The 23507-nt window shown below is 43.9% G+C and carries 20 protein-coding genes and 2 tRNA genes; 11 read left to right on the top strand and 11 right to left on the bottom strand.

All coding sequences use genetic code 11. The annotated features are described in order from the left end of the window. Positions 1-316 precede the first annotated feature (316 nt). The 6 genes from nqrF to A3GI_RS0103965 are packed head-to-tail and all read right to left on the bottom strand — an operon-like array spanning position 317 to position 6230. Positions 317-1567 carry an NADH:ubiquinone reductase (Na(+)-transporting) subunit F gene (gene nqrF / locus A3GI_RS0103990; RefSeq protein WP_018360188.1) on the bottom strand — a complete coding sequence of 417 codons (1251 nt, stop codon included), beginning with the start codon at positions 1565-1567 and terminating at the stop codon, positions 317-319. A gap of 36 nt (positions 1568-1603) precedes the next feature. Then, positions 1604-2218, bottom strand: coding sequence for an NADH:ubiquinone reductase (Na(+)-transporting) subunit E (gene nqrE, locus A3GI_RS0103985; protein ID WP_018360187.1), 615 nt, complete (start codon positions 2216-2218; stop codon positions 1604-1606). Positions 2219-2263: 45 nt separating this feature from the next. Then, positions 2264-2887 carry an NADH:ubiquinone reductase (Na(+)-transporting) subunit D gene (locus A3GI_RS0103980; protein WP_018360186.1) on the bottom strand — a complete coding sequence of 208 codons (624 nt, stop codon included), beginning with the start codon at positions 2885-2887 and terminating at the stop codon, positions 2264-2266. Between the two features lie 5 nt (positions 2888-2892). Next, a complete protein-coding gene (gene nqrC, locus A3GI_RS0103975; RefSeq protein ID WP_018360185.1) occupies positions 2893-3633 on the bottom strand; it encodes an NADH:ubiquinone reductase (Na(+)-transporting) subunit C in 741 nt (246 codons plus the stop codon). 11 nt (positions 3634-3644) lie between these two features. Beyond that, on the bottom strand, positions 3645-4850 hold the full coding sequence (nqrB, locus tag A3GI_RS0103970; RefSeq protein WP_025079543.1) for an NADH:ubiquinone reductase (Na(+)-transporting) subunit B: 1206 nt from the start codon (positions 4848-4850) through the stop codon (positions 3645-3647). Positions 4851-4877: 27 nt separating this feature from the next. Then, positions 4878-6230, bottom strand: coding sequence for a Na(+)-translocating NADH-quinone reductase subunit A (locus tag A3GI_RS0103965; RefSeq protein ID WP_018360183.1), 1353 nt, complete (start codon positions 6228-6230; stop codon positions 4878-4880). A 554-nt stretch (positions 6231-6784) separates the two neighbouring features. On the opposite strand from A3GI_RS0103965, the gene rpsA reads away from it, so the two are divergent. After that, positions 6785-8578: a 30S ribosomal protein S1 gene (rpsA, locus tag A3GI_RS0103955; protein WP_018360181.1), complete on the top strand. Its 1794-nt coding sequence runs from the start codon at positions 6785-6787 to the stop codon at positions 8576-8578. A 164-nt stretch (positions 8579-8742) separates the two neighbouring features. After that, entirely contained in the window at positions 8743-9678 is a 936-nt protein-coding gene (locus A3GI_RS0103950; protein ID WP_018360180.1) for a DMT family transporter, read from the top strand. A gap of 50 nt (positions 9679-9728) precedes the next feature. Here A3GI_RS0103950 and A3GI_RS0103945 read toward each other — a convergent pair whose 3' ends face one another. From A3GI_RS0103945 to A3GI_RS0103925, 5 genes are all read right to left on the bottom strand, one after another. Next, positions 9729-10424, bottom strand: a complete 696-nt coding sequence (locus A3GI_RS0103945) for a GNA1162 family protein (RefSeq protein ID WP_018360179.1) — start codon at positions 10422-10424, stop codon at positions 9729-9731. Next, positions 10421-10777, bottom strand: a complete 357-nt coding sequence (locus A3GI_RS0103940; RefSeq protein WP_018360178.1) for a DUF4810 domain-containing protein — start codon at positions 10775-10777, stop codon at positions 10421-10423. Before A3GI_RS0103940 ends, A3GI_RS0103945 begins: the two co-directional genes overlap by 4 nt. A gap of 21 nt (positions 10778-10798) precedes the next feature. Beyond that, the gene (locus tag A3GI_RS0103935) at positions 10799-11152 is read right to left on the bottom strand and encodes a hypothetical protein (RefSeq protein WP_018360177.1); all 354 of its coding nucleotides are present in this window, start codon (positions 11150-11152) and stop codon (positions 10799-10801) included. An 11-nt stretch (positions 11153-11163) separates the two neighbouring features. Further along, positions 11164-12102: a CsgG/HfaB family protein gene (locus A3GI_RS0103930; RefSeq protein WP_018360176.1), complete on the bottom strand. Its 939-nt coding sequence runs from the start codon at positions 12100-12102 to the stop codon at positions 11164-11166. Between the two features lie 141 nt (positions 12103-12243). Further along, entirely contained in the window at positions 12244-14715 is a 2472-nt protein-coding gene (locus A3GI_RS0103925; RefSeq protein ID WP_244861545.1) for a glycoside hydrolase family 2 TIM barrel-domain containing protein, read from the bottom strand. Positions 14716-15332: 617 nt separating this feature from the next. Here A3GI_RS0103925 and A3GI_RS0103915 point away from each other — a divergent pair. From A3GI_RS0103915 to A3GI_RS0103875, 9 genes are all read left to right on the top strand, one after another. Next, positions 15333-15406: transfer RNA gene (locus tag A3GI_RS0103915), tRNA-Asn, on the top strand. A 36-nt stretch (positions 15407-15442) separates the two neighbouring features. Beyond that, positions 15443-15516 (top strand) — tRNA-Asn (locus A3GI_RS0103910). A gap of 173 nt (positions 15517-15689) precedes the next feature. Further along, the gene (locus tag A3GI_RS0103905) at positions 15690-17126 is read left to right on the top strand and encodes an MATE family efflux transporter (protein WP_018360173.1); all 1437 of its coding nucleotides are present in this window, start codon (positions 15690-15692) and stop codon (positions 17124-17126) included. A gap of 10 nt (positions 17127-17136) precedes the next feature. Then, positions 17137-18288: a metallophosphoesterase gene (locus tag A3GI_RS0103900; RefSeq protein ID WP_018360172.1), complete on the top strand. Its 1152-nt coding sequence runs from the start codon at positions 17137-17139 to the stop codon at positions 18286-18288. A gap of 116 nt (positions 18289-18404) precedes the next feature. Continuing rightward, a complete protein-coding gene (gene gcvH, locus A3GI_RS0103895) occupies positions 18405-18785 on the top strand; it encodes a glycine cleavage system protein GcvH (RefSeq protein ID WP_018360171.1) in 381 nt (126 codons plus the stop codon). Next, entirely contained in the window at positions 18782-19291 is a 510-nt protein-coding gene (gene purE, locus A3GI_RS0103890; protein ID WP_018360170.1) for a 5-(carboxyamino)imidazole ribonucleotide mutase, read from the top strand. The genes gcvH and purE overlap by 4 nt, the downstream gene beginning before the upstream one ends. A gap of 197 nt (positions 19292-19488) precedes the next feature. Next, entirely contained in the window at positions 19489-21246 is a 1758-nt protein-coding gene (gene ispG, locus A3GI_RS0103885; protein WP_051074580.1) for a (E)-4-hydroxy-3-methylbut-2-enyl-diphosphate synthase, read from the top strand. A gap of 7 nt (positions 21247-21253) precedes the next feature. Then, positions 21254-21706 carry a dUTP diphosphatase gene (gene dut / locus A3GI_RS0103880; protein WP_018360168.1) on the top strand — a complete coding sequence of 151 codons (453 nt, stop codon included), beginning with the start codon at positions 21254-21256 and terminating at the stop codon, positions 21704-21706. A 53-nt stretch (positions 21707-21759) separates the two neighbouring features. Then, a complete protein-coding gene (locus A3GI_RS0103875) occupies positions 21760-23505 on the top strand; it encodes a tetratricopeptide repeat protein (protein ID WP_018360167.1) in 1746 nt (581 codons plus the stop codon). Positions 23506-23507 lie beyond the last annotated feature (2 nt).

Below are 23507 nucleotides of genomic sequence, written 5' to 3'. Positions count from 1 at the left end.
GACCTTGGATTGATTCTAAATTCAGCGAATCTACAATGCTGTTGACCAGGCGCACAGGGTCATTGGCATCAATATCTTGACCAAGTTCTGCAGGAAATAGCAGGATGGGGTCGGATATGTAAGGACGAAAGTGTAACTTTGTATTCATTAAGTAATTGATATTTGCTAAGTTACTCAAACTTAGTGAACGAACGAAGCCCTAGCTTGTGAAAGTTGGGGCTTTGTCGTTGGATGAGGAATAAAAAAAGGAGGCTGCCCCAAAAATGAATTTTGACACAGCCCCTTTATGAATACAGGTGTTTTTTCGAAAAATGCTCTAACCGAAATCATCGAAATAGATTTGAGAGCGTTCTACTCCCAGATCGTCGAGCATTTTCAATGCGGCACTTGCCATCGGGCCGGGACCGCACATGTAATATTCAATGTCTTCGGGGGCAGGATGATCTTTTAAGTAATGATCATGGATTACCTGATGGATAAAACCGGTATATCCGGTCCAGTTATCTTCGGGTAATGCTGCAGAGAGTGCAATATGGAAAGAGAAATTCGGATTTTCTTCTTCGATTTTTCGAAAATCTTCTTCGTAGAAAATCTCCTGTTTGGAACGTGCTCCATACCAGAATGTCACTTTTCGTTTTGTGTGTACGGTGTTGAACAAGTGCAGGATCATCGAACGCAACGGGGCCATACCGGCACCGCCACCGATAAATAACATCTCCGCATCGGTTTCGTGAATATGGAAGTCGCCGTAGGGGCCACTCATCCTCACCTTATCTCCCGGTTTCAGAGAGAAGATATATGAAGAAGATATACCTGCCGGGATGCCTGCTGCCCAGGTATGTGTGTTTCTGTCTATCGGAGGAGTAGCGATACGTACGTTCAGGGTAATGATATTGCCCTCGGCCGGATAATTGGCCATGGAATAGGCACGAACGGTTTCTTCTTCATTTTTGCTTTGCAGAGACCACATGCCGAATTTATCCCAGTCTGCACGGAAGCGATCGTTACCGTCTTTATCCAAAATCTCATAGTCCTTATATTGTATATGATATTTGGGTATGTTGATTTGTGCATAACTTCCGCTCTTGAAGTTCATGTGTTCCCCTTCAGGTAATTTTACCACAAATTCCTTGATGAATGTAGATACGTTTCTGTTGGAAAGTACTGTGCATTCCCATTCCTTTACCCCGAAAACCGACTCCGGAATAATGATGCTGAGATTCTCTTTTACTTTCGTTTGGCAGGCCAGTCGCCAATGGTCTTTTTGCTCTTTGTACGAAAAGAAACCGGTTTCCGTGGGCAATATCTCGCCACCACCCTGAACAACCCGGCAGCGGCATTGGCCGCAACTGCCGCTGCCTCCGCATGCCGATGAAAGGAATATGTTATCGTTTTGCAGTGTATTCAGCAATGTGCCTCCCATGGGTGTTTCCAATGTTTTGTCATCGTTTATCGTGATGGTCACATTACCGGAAGGAATGAGCTTTGACTTTGCCACAAGCAGCGAAACGACCAAGATGAGTGTGATCAACAAGAATACAATCACACTGATTATGATTTCATTCATTTTATTGAGTATTCTTTAATTATTCTATCTTGTTACTTACAGTTTTACGCCTGAGAAGCTTAAGAAAGCCATTCCCATTAATGCTGTGATGATAAATGCAATACCAAGACCGCGCAAAGGTTTGGGTACATTGGAAAATTGCAGCTTTTCGCGTATTGCTGCCATTCCCACAATGGCCAGGAGCCAGCCTATGCCGGAGCCGAAACCATAAATCGTGGCCATGCCGGCATTGATGAATTCACGCTGCTGCATGAATAGAGAGCCACCCAAAATGGCGCAGTTTACGGCAATAAGAGGTAAAAATATACCCAGAGAATTGTAAAGAGTGGGGGAGAAGCGCTCCACGATCATTTCCACAAGCTGAGTAAAAGATGCAATCACAGCGATGAATATGATGAACGAAAGGAACGAGAGGTTCAAGTTTGCATATTTGGGATCCAACCATGCCAATGCTCCCTCTTTGAATACATAATTCTCCAACATATAGTTAATCGGGAGCGTGCATGTCAAGATAAAAGTAACAGCAAGCCCCAACCCTAAAGACGTTTTGACATTCTTGGAAACAGCCAAAAACGAGCACATCCCCAAGTAATAGGCAAAAACCATATTGTCCACAAAAATGGAGCGGACAAATAAACTGATATAATCCATTTCTTATCGGTTATTTCGTGATTAGTTCTCTATTGATAGAGATTCTTACTGTTCTTGTAAATCTTTATTTCTGCTGCGGTGCACCCATATAATACAAGCCACGATGACCAAAGCCATGGGAGGCATAATCATCAAGCCGTTGTTTACGTAGCCATTGTCATAACACCATTGCGGTATTACGGAGAAGCCCATGAGCGTTCCCGAACCCAGAAGTTCACGGAAAAATGCTACGATAATCAGAATCACACCATAGCCGGCGCCATTGCCCACACCATCCCAAAAAGAATCCCAGGGAGTATTGCCCAAAGCAAAGGCTTCCAGACGTCCCATCAGAATACAGTTGGTAATGATAAGCCCTACAAACACCGACAGCTGTTTGCTTACATCATAAGCGAAAGCTTTAAGTAATTCATTGACGATGGTTACCAGCGTAGCCACAACAACCAGTTGTACGATGATACGAATACGGTTGGGTATGGTTTTCCGTAAAAGAGATATGATAACGTTTGCAAAAGCAATAACAGCAGTCACCGAGATAGCCATTACGATTGCTGGCTCCAATTTGGCCGTTACCGCCAATGCAGAACAAATACCCAGCATCTGTACCAGAATAGGGTTATTCTTACTAATAGGATTTAGTAGAATGTCTTTTTTCTTTGTCTTTGCCATAACGATTATTGCTGTTGTTTATTCTTAATTAAAAACTCCTTGAAAGGCATCAGCGAATGAAGAAGCATGTCGTTTACGCCGTTGCTGGTCAGTGTGCCACCCGAAATACCGTCTACATAATCTCGGTCGGACAGTGATTGTCCCGGTTTCACCACGCTGATACTCTTAAATTCATTTTCGCGGAAAATATTTTTCTCCTTAAACTCCGAAGAAAACTTTAAGGTGGCTATTTCTGCACCCAATCCCGGTGTTTCGCTGGCATGGCTGAAGTCAGAACCAAAAACCGTGGAGCCGCTTTCGGCATCGACAGACAAGTACCCCCAAATAGGCCCCCAAAGACCGGCTCCGTTCAAAGGCAAAACAAAATATTTTTTGCCGTCCACTTCTGCTACATAGAGGGGCAACGGCAAATTATCTTCTTTCTGTAATAATTTGAACTGATTGGCCGTATTCATCTTAAAGGCTTCGTTTTTACCGATGGCATCCCCTTCGAAAGTCTCCACTACGGTACCGTCGGTCTTTACCAGAAGTTCCTGTTTGATGATGTCCTTGTATGCGTCTATGACCTTGGTTTTGTTGGTCATCGGCTTGTTTACCGCACGTAAAATCTGCTGCATTTTGTCTATTTGTTCGTTATTACGTTGTTTAGTGCGTAAAGAAGTAGACGTGAAAGTCAGCAATATGGCTACGATAACAACCATTACCGAAGCATATATGATCGTATATAAATTTTTATCTCTATTCATGGCTTTGTTGTTTAGGCTTTTTTGACAATGATGGCACGTTTCAGACGTTTACGCACATTGGCATCCACCACAAAATAGTCGATTAGCGGAGCAAAAGCATTCATAAACAGAATGGCCAACATCATACCCTCGGGATAGCCCGGGTTCAGAACACGGATAAAGATGGCCATCAGTCCCACTAAAAATCCATAGATCCATTTCCCGGTTTCCGTCCTTGCAGATGTTACGGGGTCTGTTGCCATGAATACCAAACCGAAAGCAAACCCGCCATATACCATGTGCATCAGCGGAGTAACCTGCATTGCAGCCGTGGTGCCGAAAGCGTTGAACACGAGAGCCATGAATGTGGCACCAAGGAGGCCTGAGAACATGATCTTCCAGCTTGCTACACCTGTCCAGATCAGGATAAATGCACCGATTAGGATGCAGAGTGTAGACGTTTCACCGATGGAGCCGGGAATAAATCCTAAGAAAGCATCCAGCAATGAAGAAGGATTGCCTGCCACATTTATAATGTCGGGCATTTGGTTGCCTGCCGTTGCAATCTGACCTAACGGCGTAGCACCGGAAAAGGCATCTGTTAGTTGACCTTCACCTATGCCTGCAGTTGCTCTTGTCCTTACCCAAATGGAGTCACCGCTCATGGCAGCAGGGTAGGAGAAGAACAGGATGGCACGTGTTACCAGAGCTACGTTGAATACGTTGTATCCCGTACCGCCGAAAACTTCTTTTGCGAAAGTTACAGCCAAAGCTGTTGCCACCGCAATCATCCAGAGAGGTGTGTCGATGGGGACAATCATTGGAATTAGCAAACCTGAAACGAGAAAACCCTCGTGGATTTCTTCGCCTTTCTTCTGGGCAAACGTGAATTCCAGCCCCAGACCCACTACATACGATACGATGATTTTAGGAAGAACTGCCAGCAGACCGTAGAAGAAAAGTGTCCAAAAGCCGGCTTGCGTGCCGATGGCCAGATAATGTTGGTAACCCACGTTGTACATACCGAATAAGAGTGCAGGAACCAATGCGATACATACGATGATCATCATGCGTTTGCTGTCCATGGCATCATGCACATGCACTCCGTTTTTGGATGTGGTGTTGGGTACGAACAGGAATGTTTCGAAACCCTCGAACACGGACCGGAGCGCCGAATATTTACCACCCGGTTCAAAGGATGGTTTCATCGAGTTAAGTTTTTTCCTTAAAGCGTTCAATGTCTTGTTTTTTTGAAGGTGAAACAATTAGTTTATCTCATTATAAAGCAGATCCAAACCTTTGCGGACGATTTCCTGCAATTGCATCTTGGATGAATCCACAAACTCGCATACAGAGAAGTCCTCGGGTGCAACCTCGTAAATACCGCGGTTTTCCATATCTGTGATATTGAAAGCAATTATAGCTTTCAGCAAATACTCCGGGTAAATGTCGAACGGAAACACTCTGTCATATTCGTTGCTCTGGATCATGGCACGTTCTCCTCCTTTGATACGTGCATCAAGTGCATATTCTTTGTTGGGATGCAGCCATGAGCAGTATGAGCGGCTGACCGAATACTGATCGGTGCGTGGGGCTATCCACCCGAAAATTTCATCTACATCGTCACCTTCGGGTATGACGGTTATCTGATCGCAGGCAAAGCTGATGAATGGGCGCTCTTCGGTAAGTTTTACGCCTGTGAATACATTGCCGTCGATCACACGCTCGTGCGTTTCTTTTTTTGTAAGTCTTCCTCTAAAGGCTTCTTTGATATTGGTTCCCGGTATGACTGTTACATAGCCATGTTCCTTGGCGTCGGAGCCTGTTATGGCAATCGTTCTTGAGAAATCCGGTTTGCCTGTTTTGAGGAAACGCCCCAGAACGATAAGGTCGGATGCTTTCAGTGTCCATACCGTTTCGTCTTTGTTGACCGGCTTCACTTTGTTGATCAACACGCCCACCAGACCGGCGGGATGTGCACCCTTTACTTCGTAATGTTCCACTCCCTGTATGCCGGTGAGCGATCCGGGTTTGGTGCCCAGATACACTTTGCCGTCAGTCAATTTGCCCAGTACATCGAGTGCCAGTTGTATTTCAGATTCATGACCTTTTGCCAGAAAATCGAAATCGGGTGCCAATGGAGCTGTGAAATTGGCTGTGATAAAGATGTCGCGCGGAACGATCGCCGGATCAGGTACGATATCGAAAGGTCTTTGACGCATAAAACCCCACAGACCGCTTTTGCAGAGCAACTCTCTGATCTCTTCACGGCCCATCGACGGCACGCGGCTCACATCCGTTGTTCGATAAGTTTGTTCGGCGTCGGGCTTTATTTCTATGCTCAATACTTTACGTTTGGCCCCTCGGTTGATGGCTGTTACCTCGCCGCTTACGGGAGCGACGAACATGACGGACGGCATCCTTTTATGAAAGAATACTGCGTCGCCGGCAGCAACTTTATCACCCTCCCGGACCAATAATTTGGGGACTACACCCTGAAAGTCGTCGGGTACCAGTGCATAGCTTGAGCAGGCAGACACGGGAGACAGGTATTCCTGTGGCGCAGCACCCTTCAGTTTGAGCGAGAGTCCTTTTTTTATTGTTAGAACTTTTGCCATAATCAAAAAAGACAAGTAATTAGTTTAGGTATAATTGTTTCGCAAAAATAGTCTTTTCGTAGCTATATTTTAGTATAATATCTAATAATTTCTATAATAAATTCTTTTTATTCGATATTTATTGCCGTTTAATGTAATCTGTTTTGGCATAGAACTGTGTGCCGGCTACACCCCGCGGAACACCATATTATATTATAGTATCCGAAAAAAAACTTGGGATTTTGGAGTCAATATCCTTTGGATATCGGGTTTCTTCTGACCTGAAACGGGAAATTCATTTACTTTTTCTCCTTCAAAAATGACATGTACTGAAAAAAGTTGACACTCGGGGAGGTTAAAAAAAAAGAGCAAACGGTCATTGTTCTCTGTCTTGCTTGATGTTGCTCCGATCTTTTCGTTGTTTTATGATAAAATCTGTTTTTTTGTGCACTTCACCTCTTTTTTGTTTGAAAACAACTTGCAAGTAACTGTATATGAAAAAGAAGTGTTACCTTTGCAACGATTTTTGGACCATATAATGTCTAACAAATTAAAGTAACGAGAAAATTAACTGAATGGAAAACTTAAAAAATGTTCATCCCTTAGATGATTTCAATTGGGATGAGTTCGAAGCCGGCGACTCACTGAACGCTGCTACCCGTAAGGAACAGGAAGAGGCTTATGACAAGACTCTGAATGCGATCAAAGAAAAAGAGGTTACCATGGGTAAAGTAACCCGGATCGGTAAACGTGAAGTACTGGTAGATGTAGGCTTCAAGAGCGAGGGTGCTATCCCCGCATCTGAATTCCGCTACAATCCCGAATTGAAAGTCGGAGACGAAGTAGAGGTATTCATCGAAACACAGGAAGACCGTCGTGGTCAATTGGTGCTGTCTCACCGCAAAGCTCGAGCCTCTCGTTCATGGGATCGTGTTAACGAAGCTTTGGAAAAGGACGAAATCATCAAGGGTTACATCAAATGCCGCACCAAGGGCGGTATGATTGTCGATATCTTCGGTATCGAAGCATTCTTACCCGGTTCTCAAATCGACGTACGTCCTATCCGTGACTATGATGCGTATGTTGACAAAACTATGGAATTCAAGGTTGTTAAAATCAATCAGGAATATAAAAACGTTGTTGTTTCCCACAAAGTTCTTATTGAAGCAGAACTCGAACAGCAGAAGAAAGAAATCATCGGCAAGCTCGAAAAAGGCCAGGTACTCGAAGGTGTGGTTAAGAACATCACTTCTTACGGAGTATTCATTGACCTTGGCGGCGTAGATGGTTTGATTCACATCACAGACCTCTCTTGGGGACGTGTGGCTCATCCGAATGAAATCGTTGAGCTGGATCAGAAACTGAATGTCGTTATCCTCGACTTCGACGAACAAAAGAAACGTATTGCTCTCGGTCTCAAACAGCTTACCCCTCATCCCTGGGATTCTCTGGATCCTAACATCAAAGTTGGCGATAAGGTAAAAGGTACAGTGGTTGTTATGGCCGACTACGGTGCTTTTGTTGAGATTGCTCCGGGTGTGGAAGGTCTTATTCACGTGTCGGAAATGTCATGGACGCAACACCACCTCCGCAGTGCTCAGGATTTCTTGAAAGTTGGTGAGGAAATCGAAGCTGTGGTGTTGACTCTGGATCGTGAAGAGCGTAAGATGAGTCTCGGATTGAAGCAATTGAAACAAGATCCGTGGGAAGGTATCGAAGAGCGTTACCCCGTAGGTTCCAAGCATGTGGCCAAGGTACGTAACTTTACCAACTTCGGTGTATTCGTTGAAATTGAAGAGGGCGTAGACGGTCTTGTGCACATTTCCGACCTTTCTTGGACGAAAAAAATCAAACATCCGAGCGAATTTACTCAAGTGGGTGCAGAGTTGGATGTCGTGGTACTCGAAATCGACAAGGAAAACCGTCGTTTGAGCCTCGGCCACAAACAGCTCGAAGAAAATCCATGGGATGTATTCGAGACCGTATTCAAAGTGGGCAGTATCCATGAAGGTACGATCATCGAGTTGATGGATAAGGGTGCTGTTGTTTCTCTTCCTTATGGTGTAGAAGGCTTTGCCACTCCTAAACATTTGGTGAAAGAAGACGGCTCGCAAGCTCAGTTGGAAGAAAAGCTTTCTTTCAAGGTGATTGAATTTAACAAGGAAGCTAAGCGCATTATCGTTTCACACAGCCGTGTGTTTGAAGACGAACAGCGTGCTGCGGCCAAGGCTGAGCGTGCTGAAAATAATGCACAGAAAGATGCAGAAAAGAGTGCCGTAGCTGCTTCTAATGCTACGAACCAGGAAAAAGCCACTCTTGGAGATTTGGATCAATTGGCTGCTTTGAAAGAGAAGTTGTCAGGCAACTAATATACAAATCTAAACCATATATAATGATGAGGCTGTCTGTAAGTCTATGACTGCGGACAGCCTTATTTCGTTTTATAAATAATTCGTTCGTTTCTTTCTGTATAAAGGTCTCTTTATATCTTTGTTGCCTGAAAAACCTTTGATAGCTATCGAATATCTGAACAATGACCACTGAAGTAAAGAAATCGCGCGGGCATCTTGCCTTGATTATTGCTACCTTGATATTCGGCCTGAATGGGCCATTCTCCAAGATTTTATTGTCGCCGGGCGGTATCACCCCCGAAGTACATATTCTGGTTCGCTTTGTCGGAGCCACGTTTCTCTTTTGGCTGACCTCTTATTTTTTACCGAGCGAACCTGTTAGAAAAAAAGATCGGTATAAAATTCTTGCGGCATCATTGCTGGGCGTATTAGGCAATCAGGGGATATTTGCATTGGGTATCTCTATGACCTCACCGGTAGATCAGTCGCTTATTTCCACCTTAGGCCCGATCATTACCATGATATTGGCTGCCATATTCCTGCGTGAGCCCATAACTTTGAAGAAAGCCGGAGGGGTTTTGGTCGGAGCAACCGGTGTGGTCTTTTTAGTTATGCAGGGTACGCACTCGGGGCAATCTTCTGCCTTGGGAAATGTATTATGCGGAATGGCTATGCTCTGTTACACACTCTATCTGACGCTTTTTAAGGATATTATAGACCGCTATTCTCCCATTACTCTGATGAAATGGATGTTTCTGATTTCTACCGTTATCACTATGCCGTTTTTTGCTCCCGCTTTTGTTCATACCGCATGGCGTTCTTTCGATCTAACGTTTTATCTACAATTGGGATTTGTGGTTTTCTTCTCCACTTTTATTGCATATATGTTGTTGCCTATTGGACAAAAAGCATTACGCCCTACGGTAATCAGTTCGTATAATTATGCCCAGCCGGTACTGACGACTTCGTTTGCTTTACTTTTGGGATTAGACCGGCTGACTCTGGATAAAGTAGTGGCGGCTATTCTGGTATTTACAGGAGTTTATCTGGTTACTCGAAGTAAGAGTAAGGCTGACCTGAAAGCACGGAAACGAGATTGCAGTTATATAAAAACATAAGGACTTCCGAGGCAATTCCGGAAGTCCTTTTTCGGTAAACTAAACGTATTTTAGCGCACGGTGGTACCGCTTATGTTTTGCGGTTTTGCACTTTGTTTCTTATCTATACCATACATGGGTGAATATTTTCCCTCCGGCATATCGCTGACGATGAAACTGTTTGTTTTACGTGCACCTACGATTTTGTCCGTAGCAGCTGTGGCCAAAGCGTTTGCCACCATTCCCAACAATCCTGCATTTTGAGTTACACTGCAATCGACAACAATATCTGCATTGCGCCGGAAAAGCACTTCATTCGTGTGCGCCGATTTCAGGATATATTCTGCTTCGACGTTGATTGTAGACAGAATACCGGATTTATCCCATTTCTTTATGATTGTAAACAAAACAGCATCGGTATTGAATACATTCAAGAAGGGCTTTAGAGACGTATCGATAAATTGTTCGGCATCATTCGCACTCTCTTGTTGCAGAAGTTCTTCAGATAAATATGGAGAGAATATGTAATAGCCTTTTTCTGCCAATGGCATCATCAGAGAAGAATAGAAGTATTCTTTTGCATCAACATGGTTCGTTTGGTTGATAGGAGGCATTATCAGTATGGATACCGGTTTTTCTGCATGAATTTTCGGATATAATTCTTCTCGGGTAAGCGAGGTGCCGCATCCGGTCAATACTGTCAAAATCAAGATTAATAGCGGGAAAGACTGTAGCTTTTTAATGAAATAGCTATCGAAGGTGTTCATTTCTGTAGCTGTTTAATGATTCTATTGATAAAGACTTCACTCTCAGGGTAATATTTAATTTCCATTTCCAGCATTTGGATTCCTTTCTCCACATTGCCTTTCCTGGCTAAAATATATCCGTATTCGGCATAAATGCCCGGAGGAACCATATTTCTGCTGCCACTCTGTTTTTGAATCATTTTCTCATATGTTTCAATTAATTCAAGTTCTCTTTCCGGAGTCCTTGTTTTATAGTAGGCATAAGAAACATTGTCGTATCCATGCCATGAGTAAAGGTGCTTTGATGGAAAGCAGCCGGTAAGAATGGATGCTGCAATAATTCCTGCTGTATATAAACAGAGTTTCTTTTTCATTGCTGTTATTTGATTTTCAGGTTAAGGTATCCGGATTATTTTGCTGTTGCGTGTAGATACAAAAATATCTTTATCAAATAATTTGTTTCCCATCTTGTCTACAACCATTATGCGATGTCTTCCCGGGGAAACGATTAATCGATCTCCTTTACGAACTGCCTGATTTTTTCTGAGTGCTTTCGTTAAGACAGGAGCTTCTTTGTCTATATGCACTAAAACTTCCTGTTTGTGGTATCTGTTCTGAGCAGCAACAATAATGAATGATTCGTCATTGAGCCCTCCGCTTACGGATGCTGTTGAGCCGCAGGATGAAAGCCCGATTATGGTTGCCGACAAGAGTGTAACCAAAGCGATGATGGATTTTATCGATTTCATATTGTTCGTTTTTATTTACGTTCTTGAATGTAATATTGGCCGAAGTTGTTTTTATCGAATTCTCCCTGCGTGAGTGTTACAATAGAGAATTCGGTTTCAGGGGTATCTCCTCCTGTCATTTCGATTTTTACGGACGCCACTTTCTTCCCGGGAAGTTCGAATGTCACACCGGTCTGCGGATTTTTCACTTTTTTTCCACGTGAGAAAACATCGAAAACATCGCCTTGACGCAAACCCTGAGTAGATCCTCCGGCTATAATGATGCCATCTTCATCTGCATTAATGATATAGGTTCGCCACGGTTTGTCGGTGCACTTATTAATAATGTTTTCCACAAGCATGTCGATTGCACCGGAAATCGCTTTGTCGCTTAGCGTGGCATCGAAACCCGCTTTACCTCCGAATCCCAAAGTGCTTTTAGAAGTTGTCTGAGCCATACCCTTACCTTCTTCCGAATAGATAATCAATCCGGTGGCAACATCTACGATACGTATGCTTACACCGGCTTCTACGATTTGATTCTTTTCGGAATTGAAAAGTCCCTCTTTCCCGGTCGTTTTTCTACCGAATTCCGTAATCGAACCGAGAATCAGGTAGTCGGCATTTATCCGTTGCCTCTCGCCTCCGCCGGTTATCTCTGCTTCCAATTTATCAAGGTCGTCCCGCTCCAACAGGATAAATTTATCGGAGGCGCTCAGTTTCGTTGAGAGAATGTCCAATGCCTGCTTGGCCATCGGATCGTTTTCCCTGTCATAGAAAATTCCTTTGCCGTATTGCGTCTCATTGGAGAATCTCCCGATAGCCACTTTCCATTTAAGCGCTCGATTCGTTTGTTCTTGCGAGGATGCATTGACTTGCTCATTGACTACGATACGCTCCGGTGTTTGAGCATGTAATGAACAGATGCAAGACAAAATAACGAAAGCTGTTGTTGCTAAAATTTTGTTCATGATGTATTCTTATTTATGTTTATCTAAATCCATTTGTGAAAAGACCTTTTTCGGAAAGATTCCGTAATTTATGAAATCCTGCGCAAAAGTTCGTTGATTTGTTTCTTTTATTTCTGAAATGTATCCTTTTGTCTTTGACGATCAGGGATGAATGTCTAATTTGACGGAGGCTTTTTTAAGACCTTTTCCTTCGACTGTCAGCTCTGCTGTGCCTGCTTCTTTCTTACTTTGTACCAATACCGTGAGCATGCCGTTGAATGCATGGTGTTTGGGTTCGTGAAAGAGATCCAGCGAAGCCGGATTGCCCGATGCAGCAGCCCTGAAAGTTCCGGCCCCTTTGACTTTGAAGCGGAGCAAGCGGTTATCCGTAGGGCACAGATTTCCGTCTTTATCTACGATCCGTACAGTTACGAAAGCCAAATCTTTTCCATCGGATTTCAGTGTGTTACGGTCTGCATCTAACTCTATGCGTTCCGCAGCACCGGCTGTTTTCACCGTTACGGAATCAGCGGGTAATCCATTGTTGTCATATGCGACTACTTTGACTGTTCCCGGCTTATATACGGTATTCGTCCACATCAGGCGATAACGTTTTTGGCGTGTCAGGTTGTTTTTATCTTCGTCGTTTTCTGTTTTCTGCCAATCTATGGAAAAGTCTTTCTTTTGCCTGCCCATGCTTTTACCGTTTATCCATACTTCGGCCTCCGGATGGTCTGTATAAACGAAGATGGGGGTAATCTCTCCTTCGCGTCCGTGCCAGGTCCAATGCGGAAGTACATGCAGCGTATGTTCTTTTTCGTTCCAATGACTTTTGTACAGATAATAGCGATCTTTGGGAATTCCGGCCAGATCCACAATGCCGAAGAGCGAACTGTGGCTGGGCCAGTCGCTGTAGTAAGGAGTAGGCTCTCCAATATAGTCGAATCCTGTCCAAACAAATTCGCCCATAGCCCAAGGCATATCCTCGTGGACCATCCAGTCGTCCTCCGGCAAATTGCTCCAGCCACAGTGTTCGACATCGTAAGAAGAGGCTTGGTGATCGTTGTATTTGTGCATCGATCGGCGTTTAACCGGGAATTTGTACACCCCTCTCGAACTTAAAGTCGAAGCAGTTTCCGAGCCTAAGATAAAACCTTGCGGCAAACGTTTCTTTCCTTCGGGGAACAGGAACGGACGGTAATTGAAGCCCGGAATATCCATTGTGGCTGCCATACCGCTGTTCATTACTTCACGCGGAGCGTCCATACCGTTGCAAACAGGCCGGGTAGGATCTTCGCGATGGCATATCGCCTGTAGCATATAGGCTGTTTTTGCACCATCGACATCTTGCTGTTCGACCACTTCATTGCCAATGAAATACATCATTACGCTGGCACTGTTTCTGTATTGGTGCAACATATTCACAAGATCCCGCTCGTGCCATTCATTAAAAAACTTGTTATAGCCGTTCGGTACTTTGGCTTTAGCCCAACTGTCGAATGTTTCTACTGCAAGCATCATACCCATTTCATCGCAGATTTTTACGAATTTCGGGTCGGGCATATTGTGGCTGGTGCGTATGGCATTGGCTCCCATCTCTTGCATCATCCTAATCTGTCTGCGCATGGAGGCTTCGTTTGCCACAGCTCCCAAAGGCCCCTGATCGTGGTGCAGGCAAACACCTTTGAATTTTATTTTTCTTCCGTTCAGGAAAAAGCCTTCATTCTGTTTTAGCTCGATACTGCGGATACCGAAGGTAACAGTATCGGCATCGATCACGGTTTTCCCATCCAATAGTGCAACCGTGTATTTATAAAGATTCGGCTGTCCGATATCCCAAAGAAGAGGTTTATGTACCGTCAGGCCGGCATGCAGATTTTTATGGGCACTTTTTGACAGCGTATTTTGTCCGAAATCGTCCCAGATAACAGAGCCGTTTGGGGCAATGACGCTCCGATGCACGTTTAGTGGTTTTTCGGTGTATTCGAGTCCTTCGATAGTGGTATTTATGTGTACGATTGCTTTATCCTCGTCGATAAAGGGAGTCTGAATTTGCGTTCCCCATGTTTTTATATGCGTTTTATCCGTAATACGCAAATGAACGTCCCGGTATATCCCGGCTCCGGGATACCAGCGGCTGCTTTCGTGCTCATTGTTCAGGCGAACGGCAAGTACATTATCCTTGCCGGGTTTCACAAAAGGAGTGATATCCAGATAGAAAGAATTGTATCCATACGGCCAATGGCCTGCAAAGTGTTCGTTCAGGTAAACGTGTGCATTGCTCATCGCTCCGTCGAATCGTATTTCTATGTATTTGTTGCTCAGATCTTCCGGTAAGTGCAATTTTGTTCTGTACCAACCCGTGCCCACGAATGGCAGTCCGCCTGTTCGACCGGCATGCTCCATAGCTTTTTTTTGCCCGTCTTGCGTTATGGCCAGATTTTGCCGGTCGTTTTTGTAATCGAACGGTCCGTATATAGCCCAGTCATGAGGCAGATCGATGCATTGCCATTTACTGTCATCAAAAGTTTTGTTCTTGTTGTCTTCGCTGTCCGATCGGCTGAATCGCCAGCCTTTGTCGATTAAATGAGAGCTTGATTGCTGTGCATAAAGTTTTGGTGTCGTCTGTGCCATGAAAAGAGCGAGTATCCCCGCAACCGTAGCAAATCTTTTCTTCATGTCGATGCTTTATGTTGTGTAATTATTTATTTTGTAGAGTCTTATTTATAAAGATAATGAGATAAGTTTAGATAGAAAAAGAAAATTGATTGCTGCCATAACGGATAACTGCTTTGGGATTTCTGTCTGAGAACAAATTGTGTTCGGAACATTGCTTTTTCTTTGATGTGAAATAAAGAAAAATGGAATTTCAAAAAACCTTCCGTTGATGGATGGAAATTCTCTGCCTGACGGTTGAAAATTCTTAGCGCAATGGATTTTTGACGAAGTTAACTTGGATTTTTTTTCTTTGCCTGAAGAATTTTCAACCGTCAGGCAGAGAACTGACAAAGAAAATGTTATTGGAAAGAGGTTGAAAGGTAAGTGATTGTCAATGAGAGAGAACCGTGATACTCTCTGCTGTGATTTCCCCGGATAGAGCCTTGCTGATATTGTAAACTATGTTGCTCTTGAAAACCGGAATGTACCGACTGTTGTTCTTGATACCGGAGTGCGCAAACTTTGTTTTTTTGAGGTGTAATGTTTGCATTTTTAGAAAATAGTTATACCTTTGCAACGCTTAAGTAAAACATTCTTCCTTAGCTCAGTCGGTTAGAGCATCTGACTGTTAATCAGAGGGTCCTTGGTTCAAGTCCAAGAGGAAGAGCTTAGAGCTGGTCGGCTTGGTTTTCTTAAGATATATTCTTCCTTAGCTCAGTTGGTTAGAGCATCTGACTGTTAATCAGAGGGTCCTTGGTTCAAGCCCAAGAGGAAGAGCTTTTTCTTGGTTGCCAATCAAGTTGCGCTTTGTTACTTTACAGTACATCCGCCATTTGGTTGGTTCTTTTTTTATAGGGAAATTCTTTTCTTGCATGCCTTTTCTCTGTTTGTCAAACACGGGTAGTGTGTAAAAACATGGTTATGAGGCTGTCAAGGTTTATATTTCATATATGCATGTCAATAATACAGATATACCGGTTAAGGATCCCCGAACAGTAATGCTGGAGCACGAGAAGATTCCTAAACTTCTTCTCCATTATGCCATTCCTGCCGTCATTGGCATGTTGGTTAACGGGCTTTATAATGTGGTAGACCGTATTTTTATCGGCCAGGGGGCCGGTGAATATGCCATTGCCGGATTGACCATAACTTTTCCTATTCTTATTTTCATGCAGGCTTTTGGTATGCTTATCGGGTCGGGAGCTTCTGCACGTGTATCCATATATCTGGGTAAACATAATCGTGACGGAGCTGATGCTATTTTGGGAAATGCCATTATTTTGACCCTCATAACTCAGTTGCTCTGTATAGTACCTGTGATGATTTGGATGAAGCCTCTTCTGATTGCTTTCGGAGCAAGCGAACGGACTTTACCCTATGCCGTAGAATATCTGACCATCGTTGTACCCGGCAATATTCTGACAACATTGAGTTTCGGCTATAATGCCATTATGCGTGCGTCGGGTTATCCAAAGAAGGCGATGTGGACTATGATTATAGGTGCATTGACAAACATCATATTGGATGCTCTGTTTATTTTCGGTTTCGGTTGGGGTATCAGAGGGGCGGCATGGGCTACGTTTATAGCCATGCTTGTATCTGCGGTATGGGTGATGCATCATTTCTTTTCTAAAAACAGTCTGGTACGATTCAGGCGTTCGGCCATGAAGTTGTCTTGGAAGGAAAGTCTGGAAATTTTATCTATCGGTATATCTCCTTTTCTGATGCAACTGCTCAGCAGTGTGGTCAATGTGGTTATCAACCGTTCTTTTGTCGGTTATGCTTCTACATCGCAGGATGCCGATATTGCTATTGCGGCATACGGTATTCTGAATAGTTTTGCCATGATAGGAGTCATGTTCGTTTTGGGTATATCGCAAGGGATGCAACCTATTGTGGGGTATAACTATGGAGCACGATTATACGGCAGGGTGCTCCAAACGTTTAAAACCTGTCTTTCGGTTAATATCGCGGTCTCGGGCCTTACGGCGCTCAGCGCTTTGATCTTCCCTTATGCCCTGACCAGACTGTTTACAACGAGTGAGACACTTACGAACTACACTGTTACGGCTATCCGGGTGGGTATGTGCGCTTTTGTCTTTGTCGGTGTTCAGATTTCTTCCACCCAGTTTTTTCAAAGTATGGGTATGCCCATGAAAGCCATGGTGTTAAGTCTTTCACGTCAGGTTATCTTTTTATTACCATTATTGATTATCTTACCGGTCATAATCGGCGGATTGATTGGTGTATGGTTGGCGTTGCCGTTATCCGATGCTCTTTCCGGAGCATTGGCCATAACGCTTGTGGTCGGGCACGTAAGAAGAATGAAAAGAATGACTCACGATACTGCCGAGTTAGAGACTGAAACCGAAAAAGTCATAGATTAAATGAAAAAAGATGAGATTATTTAGCACTGTATTTTTAGTTCAACTTATCTTATCCGTTTATTTGGGCTATCGCATAGGGCAAACATTTCCCCGTAAAGGACCCTGGCGTGTATTTCTGTATGCATTATTGGGTATCGAACTCCTTATCTATTTTATCGGATGGGTTTTTATGGATATGTTTCCTATTCGAACATTAGGAGTGATCATGAAGTATTGCAACAGTTTTTTCCTGTTGTCCTGTTTGATGGTGTTGCCTGTGCTTTTGCTCAATCTTTTCCGGCGGTATTTCTTCCGGGGATACCGCATTAGATATGCTATTGAAAACGATAAAAAGATAAGGCGAATTTCTTCCGGGTTTATTTTGCTTTCTTTTGTGATCGCCCTGTTCGGAATGTATTTCGGAAAGAAGCGTGTTACCGAGCCGGTTGTACGTACTCTCTCTTTGGAGTTGGGAGAAAGCAGAGATATTCTTATTCGGGAAAAACGTGAACTGAAAGTGGCGTTGATAACGGATTTGCATATCAGTGAATCCATAGGATTGTCAGAGGTAAAGACTATAGTGGATTTGGTTATGTCTCAAAACCCCGATATTATTCTGATGGGTGGCGATCATATAGACCATTTCGGCTATTTTGCATATACTCCTGAAATTATTCATCTGCTTGGAGAAAAACTGCAGGCGCCATACGGAAAATATTATGTATTGGGAAACCATGAGTATCGGGCTGATATGGAGGAAAAGATACAATGGATTACACGGGTTGGGGGAACGCTACTTCGGGATGATATCGTTTTCCCTGCCGATAGTGCATTCTGCTTAATAGGGCGAGATGACGCAACGAATATCCGGCGCGAATCCCTGTCTTCATTGACCGGCAGAGCAGGAGTGCGGGATAAGGCGATAATCGTTTTGGACCATCAACCTGTTCCTTTGGATAGTTTGGAGGCTTGCAAAGTCGATTTGGCTCTTTGCGGACATACGCATGCAGGGCAAATCTGGCCTTTCGGTATGCTGGTGCGCCTGAAGTATGCTTCTCTGGCATACGGTATGCATCAACAAGGCAACAGCCGGATATATACCAGTAGCGGGGTTGGTGCAGCAAGCCCTGCTTACCGGATGGGCACAAGGAGTGAAATTGTCATTTTCGACTTAAAGCTTTAGAGTAGCAGCTAAAAAAGAAATATCATGGCTAAAAAGTGTTTTGGCCGTGAAAGTTTCCTATATTTGTTGGACAAAAAACGATATAGTTTTTAAACCTTATTATTAATTCTGTAAAGATGAATACTCCAAAAGATTTAAAGTACAGCAAAGACCATGAATGGGCACGCCTCGACGGCAGTTTTATTTACGTAGGTATTACTGATTATGCTCAAAGCGAGTTGGGTGAAATTGTGTATGTAGATGTTCCTACGGAAGGAGAGCAACTTAGCGCCGATGACGTTTTCGGTTCTATTGAAGCTGTTAAGACCGTATCCGATTTGATGATGCCCGTTGAAGGTGAAGTGGTTGAGGTGAATGCCGAATTGGAAGATGCTCCTGAATTGGTAAACAGCGATCCTTACGGTAAGGGGTGGATTATTAAAATCAAACCTGCAAATACGGAAGACTTGGACGGTTTGTTGTCTGCCGATGATTATAATAATTTGATCGCTCAATGAATTCCCCGCGCGTAAGCATTATTATGGGCAGCACATCCGATCTGCCCGTTATGGAAAAAGCTGCAAAGCGTTTAGACGCTATGGGGGTATCTTTTGAAATGCTTGCGTTATCTGCCCATCGTACGCCTGAGGAGGTTCGTGATTTTGCCATGAATGCTCAGGAGAGAGGGGTGCAGGTGATCATTGCTGCGGCAGGTATGGCAGCTCATTTATGCGGCGTTATAGCCTCGATGACCGCTATCCCCGTTATCGGAGTACCTATCGATGCTTCATTGAAGGGAATGGATGCGCTATTGGCAATCGTGCAAATGCCTCCGGGAATTCCTGTGGCTACCGTGGGAATTAATGCTGCCGAGAATGCTGCTATTTTGGCTGTACAGATTTTGGCGACAGCCGATAAACAGTTGGCCAGTAAATTGGTCGAGTTTAAGAATGGTCTGAAGGACAAGGTGATTAAGGCGAATAAAGACCTGAAAGAGGTCAAATACGATCACAAAACAAATTAGTCCGAAGACTGCTCTGAGCCGAAATACGACATCCGGTTTTGTGCCGACAAAAAACCGACCAGACGCTTATCCGATGAACTATTTCTATTCGCGATAAGTTGTATGGTCGGTTTGTTTTATATTACAAACGGTTAGCAGATTGGAGACTGCTGCTTTGATGCAACGGTCTTTATCATCAGATTTTATGGAACAACGCTATGACTGAATCATCAATATATTCTCCCTGTCCGTGCAAATATGTGAGGCGTCCGAGTGTGGAAGTCCGTATCGGAACGGTATGTGTGGGGGGAAAACATCCCATTGCAATACAATCGATGGCTTCTGTTTCGACGATGGATACGAATGCCTGTATAGAGCAGGCACAACGCATAATCGATGCCGGAGCTTCTATCGTACGCTATACTGCACAGGGTGTAAAAGAGGCAAACAATCTTGGGTATATCCGTGCGGGGCTTAATAAGGGCGGTTACACCCAACCGCTGGTAGCCGATATTCATTTTAATCCGAAGGCTGCGGATGCAGCATTGGAGCAGGTGGAAAAAGTACGCATCAACCCCGGTAATTATGTCGATACCAAAGGACATAAGGGAGAATGGACCGATGAGGACTTCGATAATATACATCGGCTGGTTGAAGAACGTTTCGGTGCTTTTGTGGAGCGTGCCAAGGCTTTGGAACGTGCCGTCAGGATAGGGGTTAATCACGGTTCCCTGAGTGAAAGGATGGTTCAGCGATATGGCGATACGCCCGAGGGCATGGTGGAAAGCTGTTTGGAATATCTCGATGTCTGTATTGCACACCGGTTTTACAATATAGTCATATCCATGAAATCGTCCAACACGATGGTTATGACACAGGCGGTGAGATTATTGGATAAAAGGTTACGGGAAGGATATTACCCTGCATTCCCTTTACATCTGGGGGTAACCGAGGCCGGAGAAGGAGAAGACGGACGCATTAAAAGTGCGGTGGGTATCGGTTCCCTTCTGGCAGATGGATTAGGCGATACGATACGTGTTTCTCTGAGTGAAGACCCGGAGTGTGAGGTACCGGTGGGATTTGCTCTTCGGGATTATATTCTGCAACGTGCCGAGGCTCTTATAGAGGCGGACGATTTGCCTGATTGGCAGGAATATGACAGCTATAGGATGGAAGGACGAAGACAAACATTCTGCGTAAGGAACGTTATCGGCGGTTCGGTTGCTCCGTGTGTGATATCGGATAGGGAGGATGCAGAGCTGGCAGATTTCCTGTACTCTGATGGAAAACTGCATGCAGTGGGCAAGGCTATAACAATAGATACAGTAGAACTGGATGCTGTGGCATGGGATGAAGATTTGGCCGGTAAGGCAGGGAATAACCCTGAGACTGTTATCATGCTTTGGTCTCATGGGGTAAATACCCTTGGCGAATGGCGTTTGGGGTATGTAAGATTGATGAGGAGAGGCATCAAAAATCCTGTTGTTCTTTGCCGTGATTATCGAACGGATATAGAGCGGTATCGTCTGTTCGCTGCTGCCGATGCCGGATCGATTCTTTTGGACGGCTGGGCCAACGGTCTAATGCTTCGGAACAGCGATGTTTCGGCCAAGGATGAAGTTGCTACGCAATTGGCTGTTTTACAGGCATCGAGACTCCGGATGAGTAAAACAGAATATATCAGCTGCCCCGGTTGTGGTCGTACTTTGTATGATCTTCAATCGACCATTGCCCGGATAAAAGCAGCTACATCGCATTTGAAAGGTTTGAAAATCGGAATCATGGGATGTATTGTAAATGGCCCCGGAGAAATGGCTGATGCAGACTATGGTTATGTAGGAGGAAGCCCCGGTAAAATAGATTTGTATAAACAGCAGGAATGTGTGCGGAAAGGAATACCGCAAGAAGAAGCCGTAGAAGAGTTGATTGCTCTGATTAAATCGAATAATGACTGGCAAGAGCCGGAAAACAAATGACATAAAGATGAATACACAGGATAAATTGAACGTGAGAGTTGTAAATAAATCTCATCATCCATTGCCTCAGTATGCTACACCGGCCTCCGCCGGTATGGACTTGCGTGCGAATTTGGAAGAGCCCGTCGTGCTGTTGCCGATGGAGCGAAAACTTATTCCGACAGCGCTTTTTATTGAATTGCCCACAGGCTGTGAAGCGCAGATTCGTCCGCGAAGCGGATTGGCTTTTAAGTCCGGTATTACGGTTTTGAACAGTCCGGGGACTATCGATGCGGATTATCGGGGGGAAATCAAAGTTTTGTTGATAAATCTTTCGAACGAACCGTTTACAATTAACGATGGCGAACGGATCGGTCAAATGGTTGTAGCCCGTCATGGAGTGGTGGAGTGGGAGCAAACGGATTCTTTAGAGCATACGGAAAGAGGTTCGGGCGGTTTCGGACATACTGGAAAGCATTGAAAAACGTTATATTTGTAATCAGTGCTTTATTTTGACACCACGCATGATTGAATATGCAGAAAACAAAACGTTTTTTCATTTATACCTTTTTTGTGCTGTTTGCAAGTGTCTTTTATGGATATTCCCAGACAAAACCGGCAGACCGGCAAAATATCGATAAGTTCAGTACTTATTTCTATCAGGGAGTTCTTGAAAGCAATCTTGCTCATTATGCCGAAGCCTTCGATTTGCTTAACTATTGTTACCGGATAGATTCGACCAATGCCGCTCTTCAATTCCAGCTTTCACGGTTATATTATGCATTGGATAACGAAGAGAAAGCAACCGAACTCTTGAAGAGTGCTTACCGGACAGAACCGTCCAATCAGGTTTATGCCGAAGGTTTGGCCACAATGTATATGGCTCGTAATAATTACGCCGAAGCCATTGATATTTATAAGAAACTGGTTCGTTTGTACCCCAATCAGGAGGTGCTTACTCTGAAATTGGCCGACCTGTATCGTAGAAGTGGTGACATAGAAGGGGCTATAAAGGCTTATGACCGTTTACAGGAGGTAACAGCTACCACTCCGATGGAAGATCTAAAGTTTACGGATATTAAAGTGCAACTTTATCAGATGACGGATGATGAAGCAGCAATTGTCCGCGAATATAAAGCCATGATGGGAAAGTATCCGGATATACCGGATTTTGCTATTCGTTTGGCTCAAGTATATCTTGAAAGGAATAAATTGGCAGAAGCCAAAGAAATACTCGACCTTTTGACGGAAAAAGGAGAAACCGGAAGTCAATACTATTTGGTATTGACTCAGTATTATCTAAAGAACAATATGTCCCGGGAAGCATTCAATAAAATGCGCATGATTTTGGGCGATAATGACATCGAGGTCAATCAGAAAGTTCTTTTGTTGATGCGATTTCTGGGGCAGGATAAGGATAAGGAACATAAGCCTAAGAAAGAGTACAATATACTGTTCGAGGAGTTTATGCAGCTGTATCCCGAAGAGTATTCCATCCCTTTTGCCTATTCTCAGGTGCTGGCTATGCAGGGAAATAACGCCGAAGCTGTTCGGATAATGGAGAAAGTGACTTATCTCAATCCGACACATAATCTTGCATGGGACTTTTTGCTTCAGAATGCTTTGCAAAATCAGGATTATGAACGTGTTGTCAAACTTTCGGAACAGGCTTTGCAGCATATACCCGATCATTCGCTTTATTATTTATACGGTTCCGGAGCATATATAGCTCAAAAGAAGTATAAGGAAGCGCAGCAGTTTTTGTTGAAAGGTGTGGAGACTTTGGGCGATTCCGGTTCTGCCGGTTTGTCTGACATCTATGGTCAGCTGGGTGATATTTCCGGTGAAATGGGGCAACACACAGAACAGTTTGGATACTACGAAAAAGCCTTGGAGTTTAACCCGGAGAATGTAGCGGTTCTGAATAACTATGCTTATGAACTCACCAAAATGAAAGGGGCGGATTTGAGTAAGGCCGAGAGGATGGCTGCAACGACGGTCAGAATAGAACCTGAAAATCCGATTTTTTTAGATACATACGGTTGGGTCTTCTTTTGCCGGGGAAATTATTCACTTGCGAAGTTATATCTGCAAAAAGCTGTAGATAAAAGCGAAGAAGAACCGGATGCGGATATTCTTGAACATTTAGGCGATTGTTATTACAAATTAGATAAGGTGGAAGATGCCGTAACTTATTGGAAGAAAGCCAAAGAAAGACGAGACGGTGAAACACCTTTGCTGGATAAAAAAATCAAGGAAAAGAAATATTTCGAAAAGTGAAT

Source organism: Porphyromonas macacae DSM 20710 = JCM 13914, assembly GCF_000379945.1.
GTDB classification, from domain to species: domain Bacteria; phylum Bacteroidota; class Bacteroidia; order Bacteroidales; family Porphyromonadaceae; genus Porphyromonas; species Porphyromonas macacae.
The sequence above is the reverse complement of the archived record's forward strand: the minus strand, read 5'-3'. Positions and strand labels throughout refer to the sequence as shown.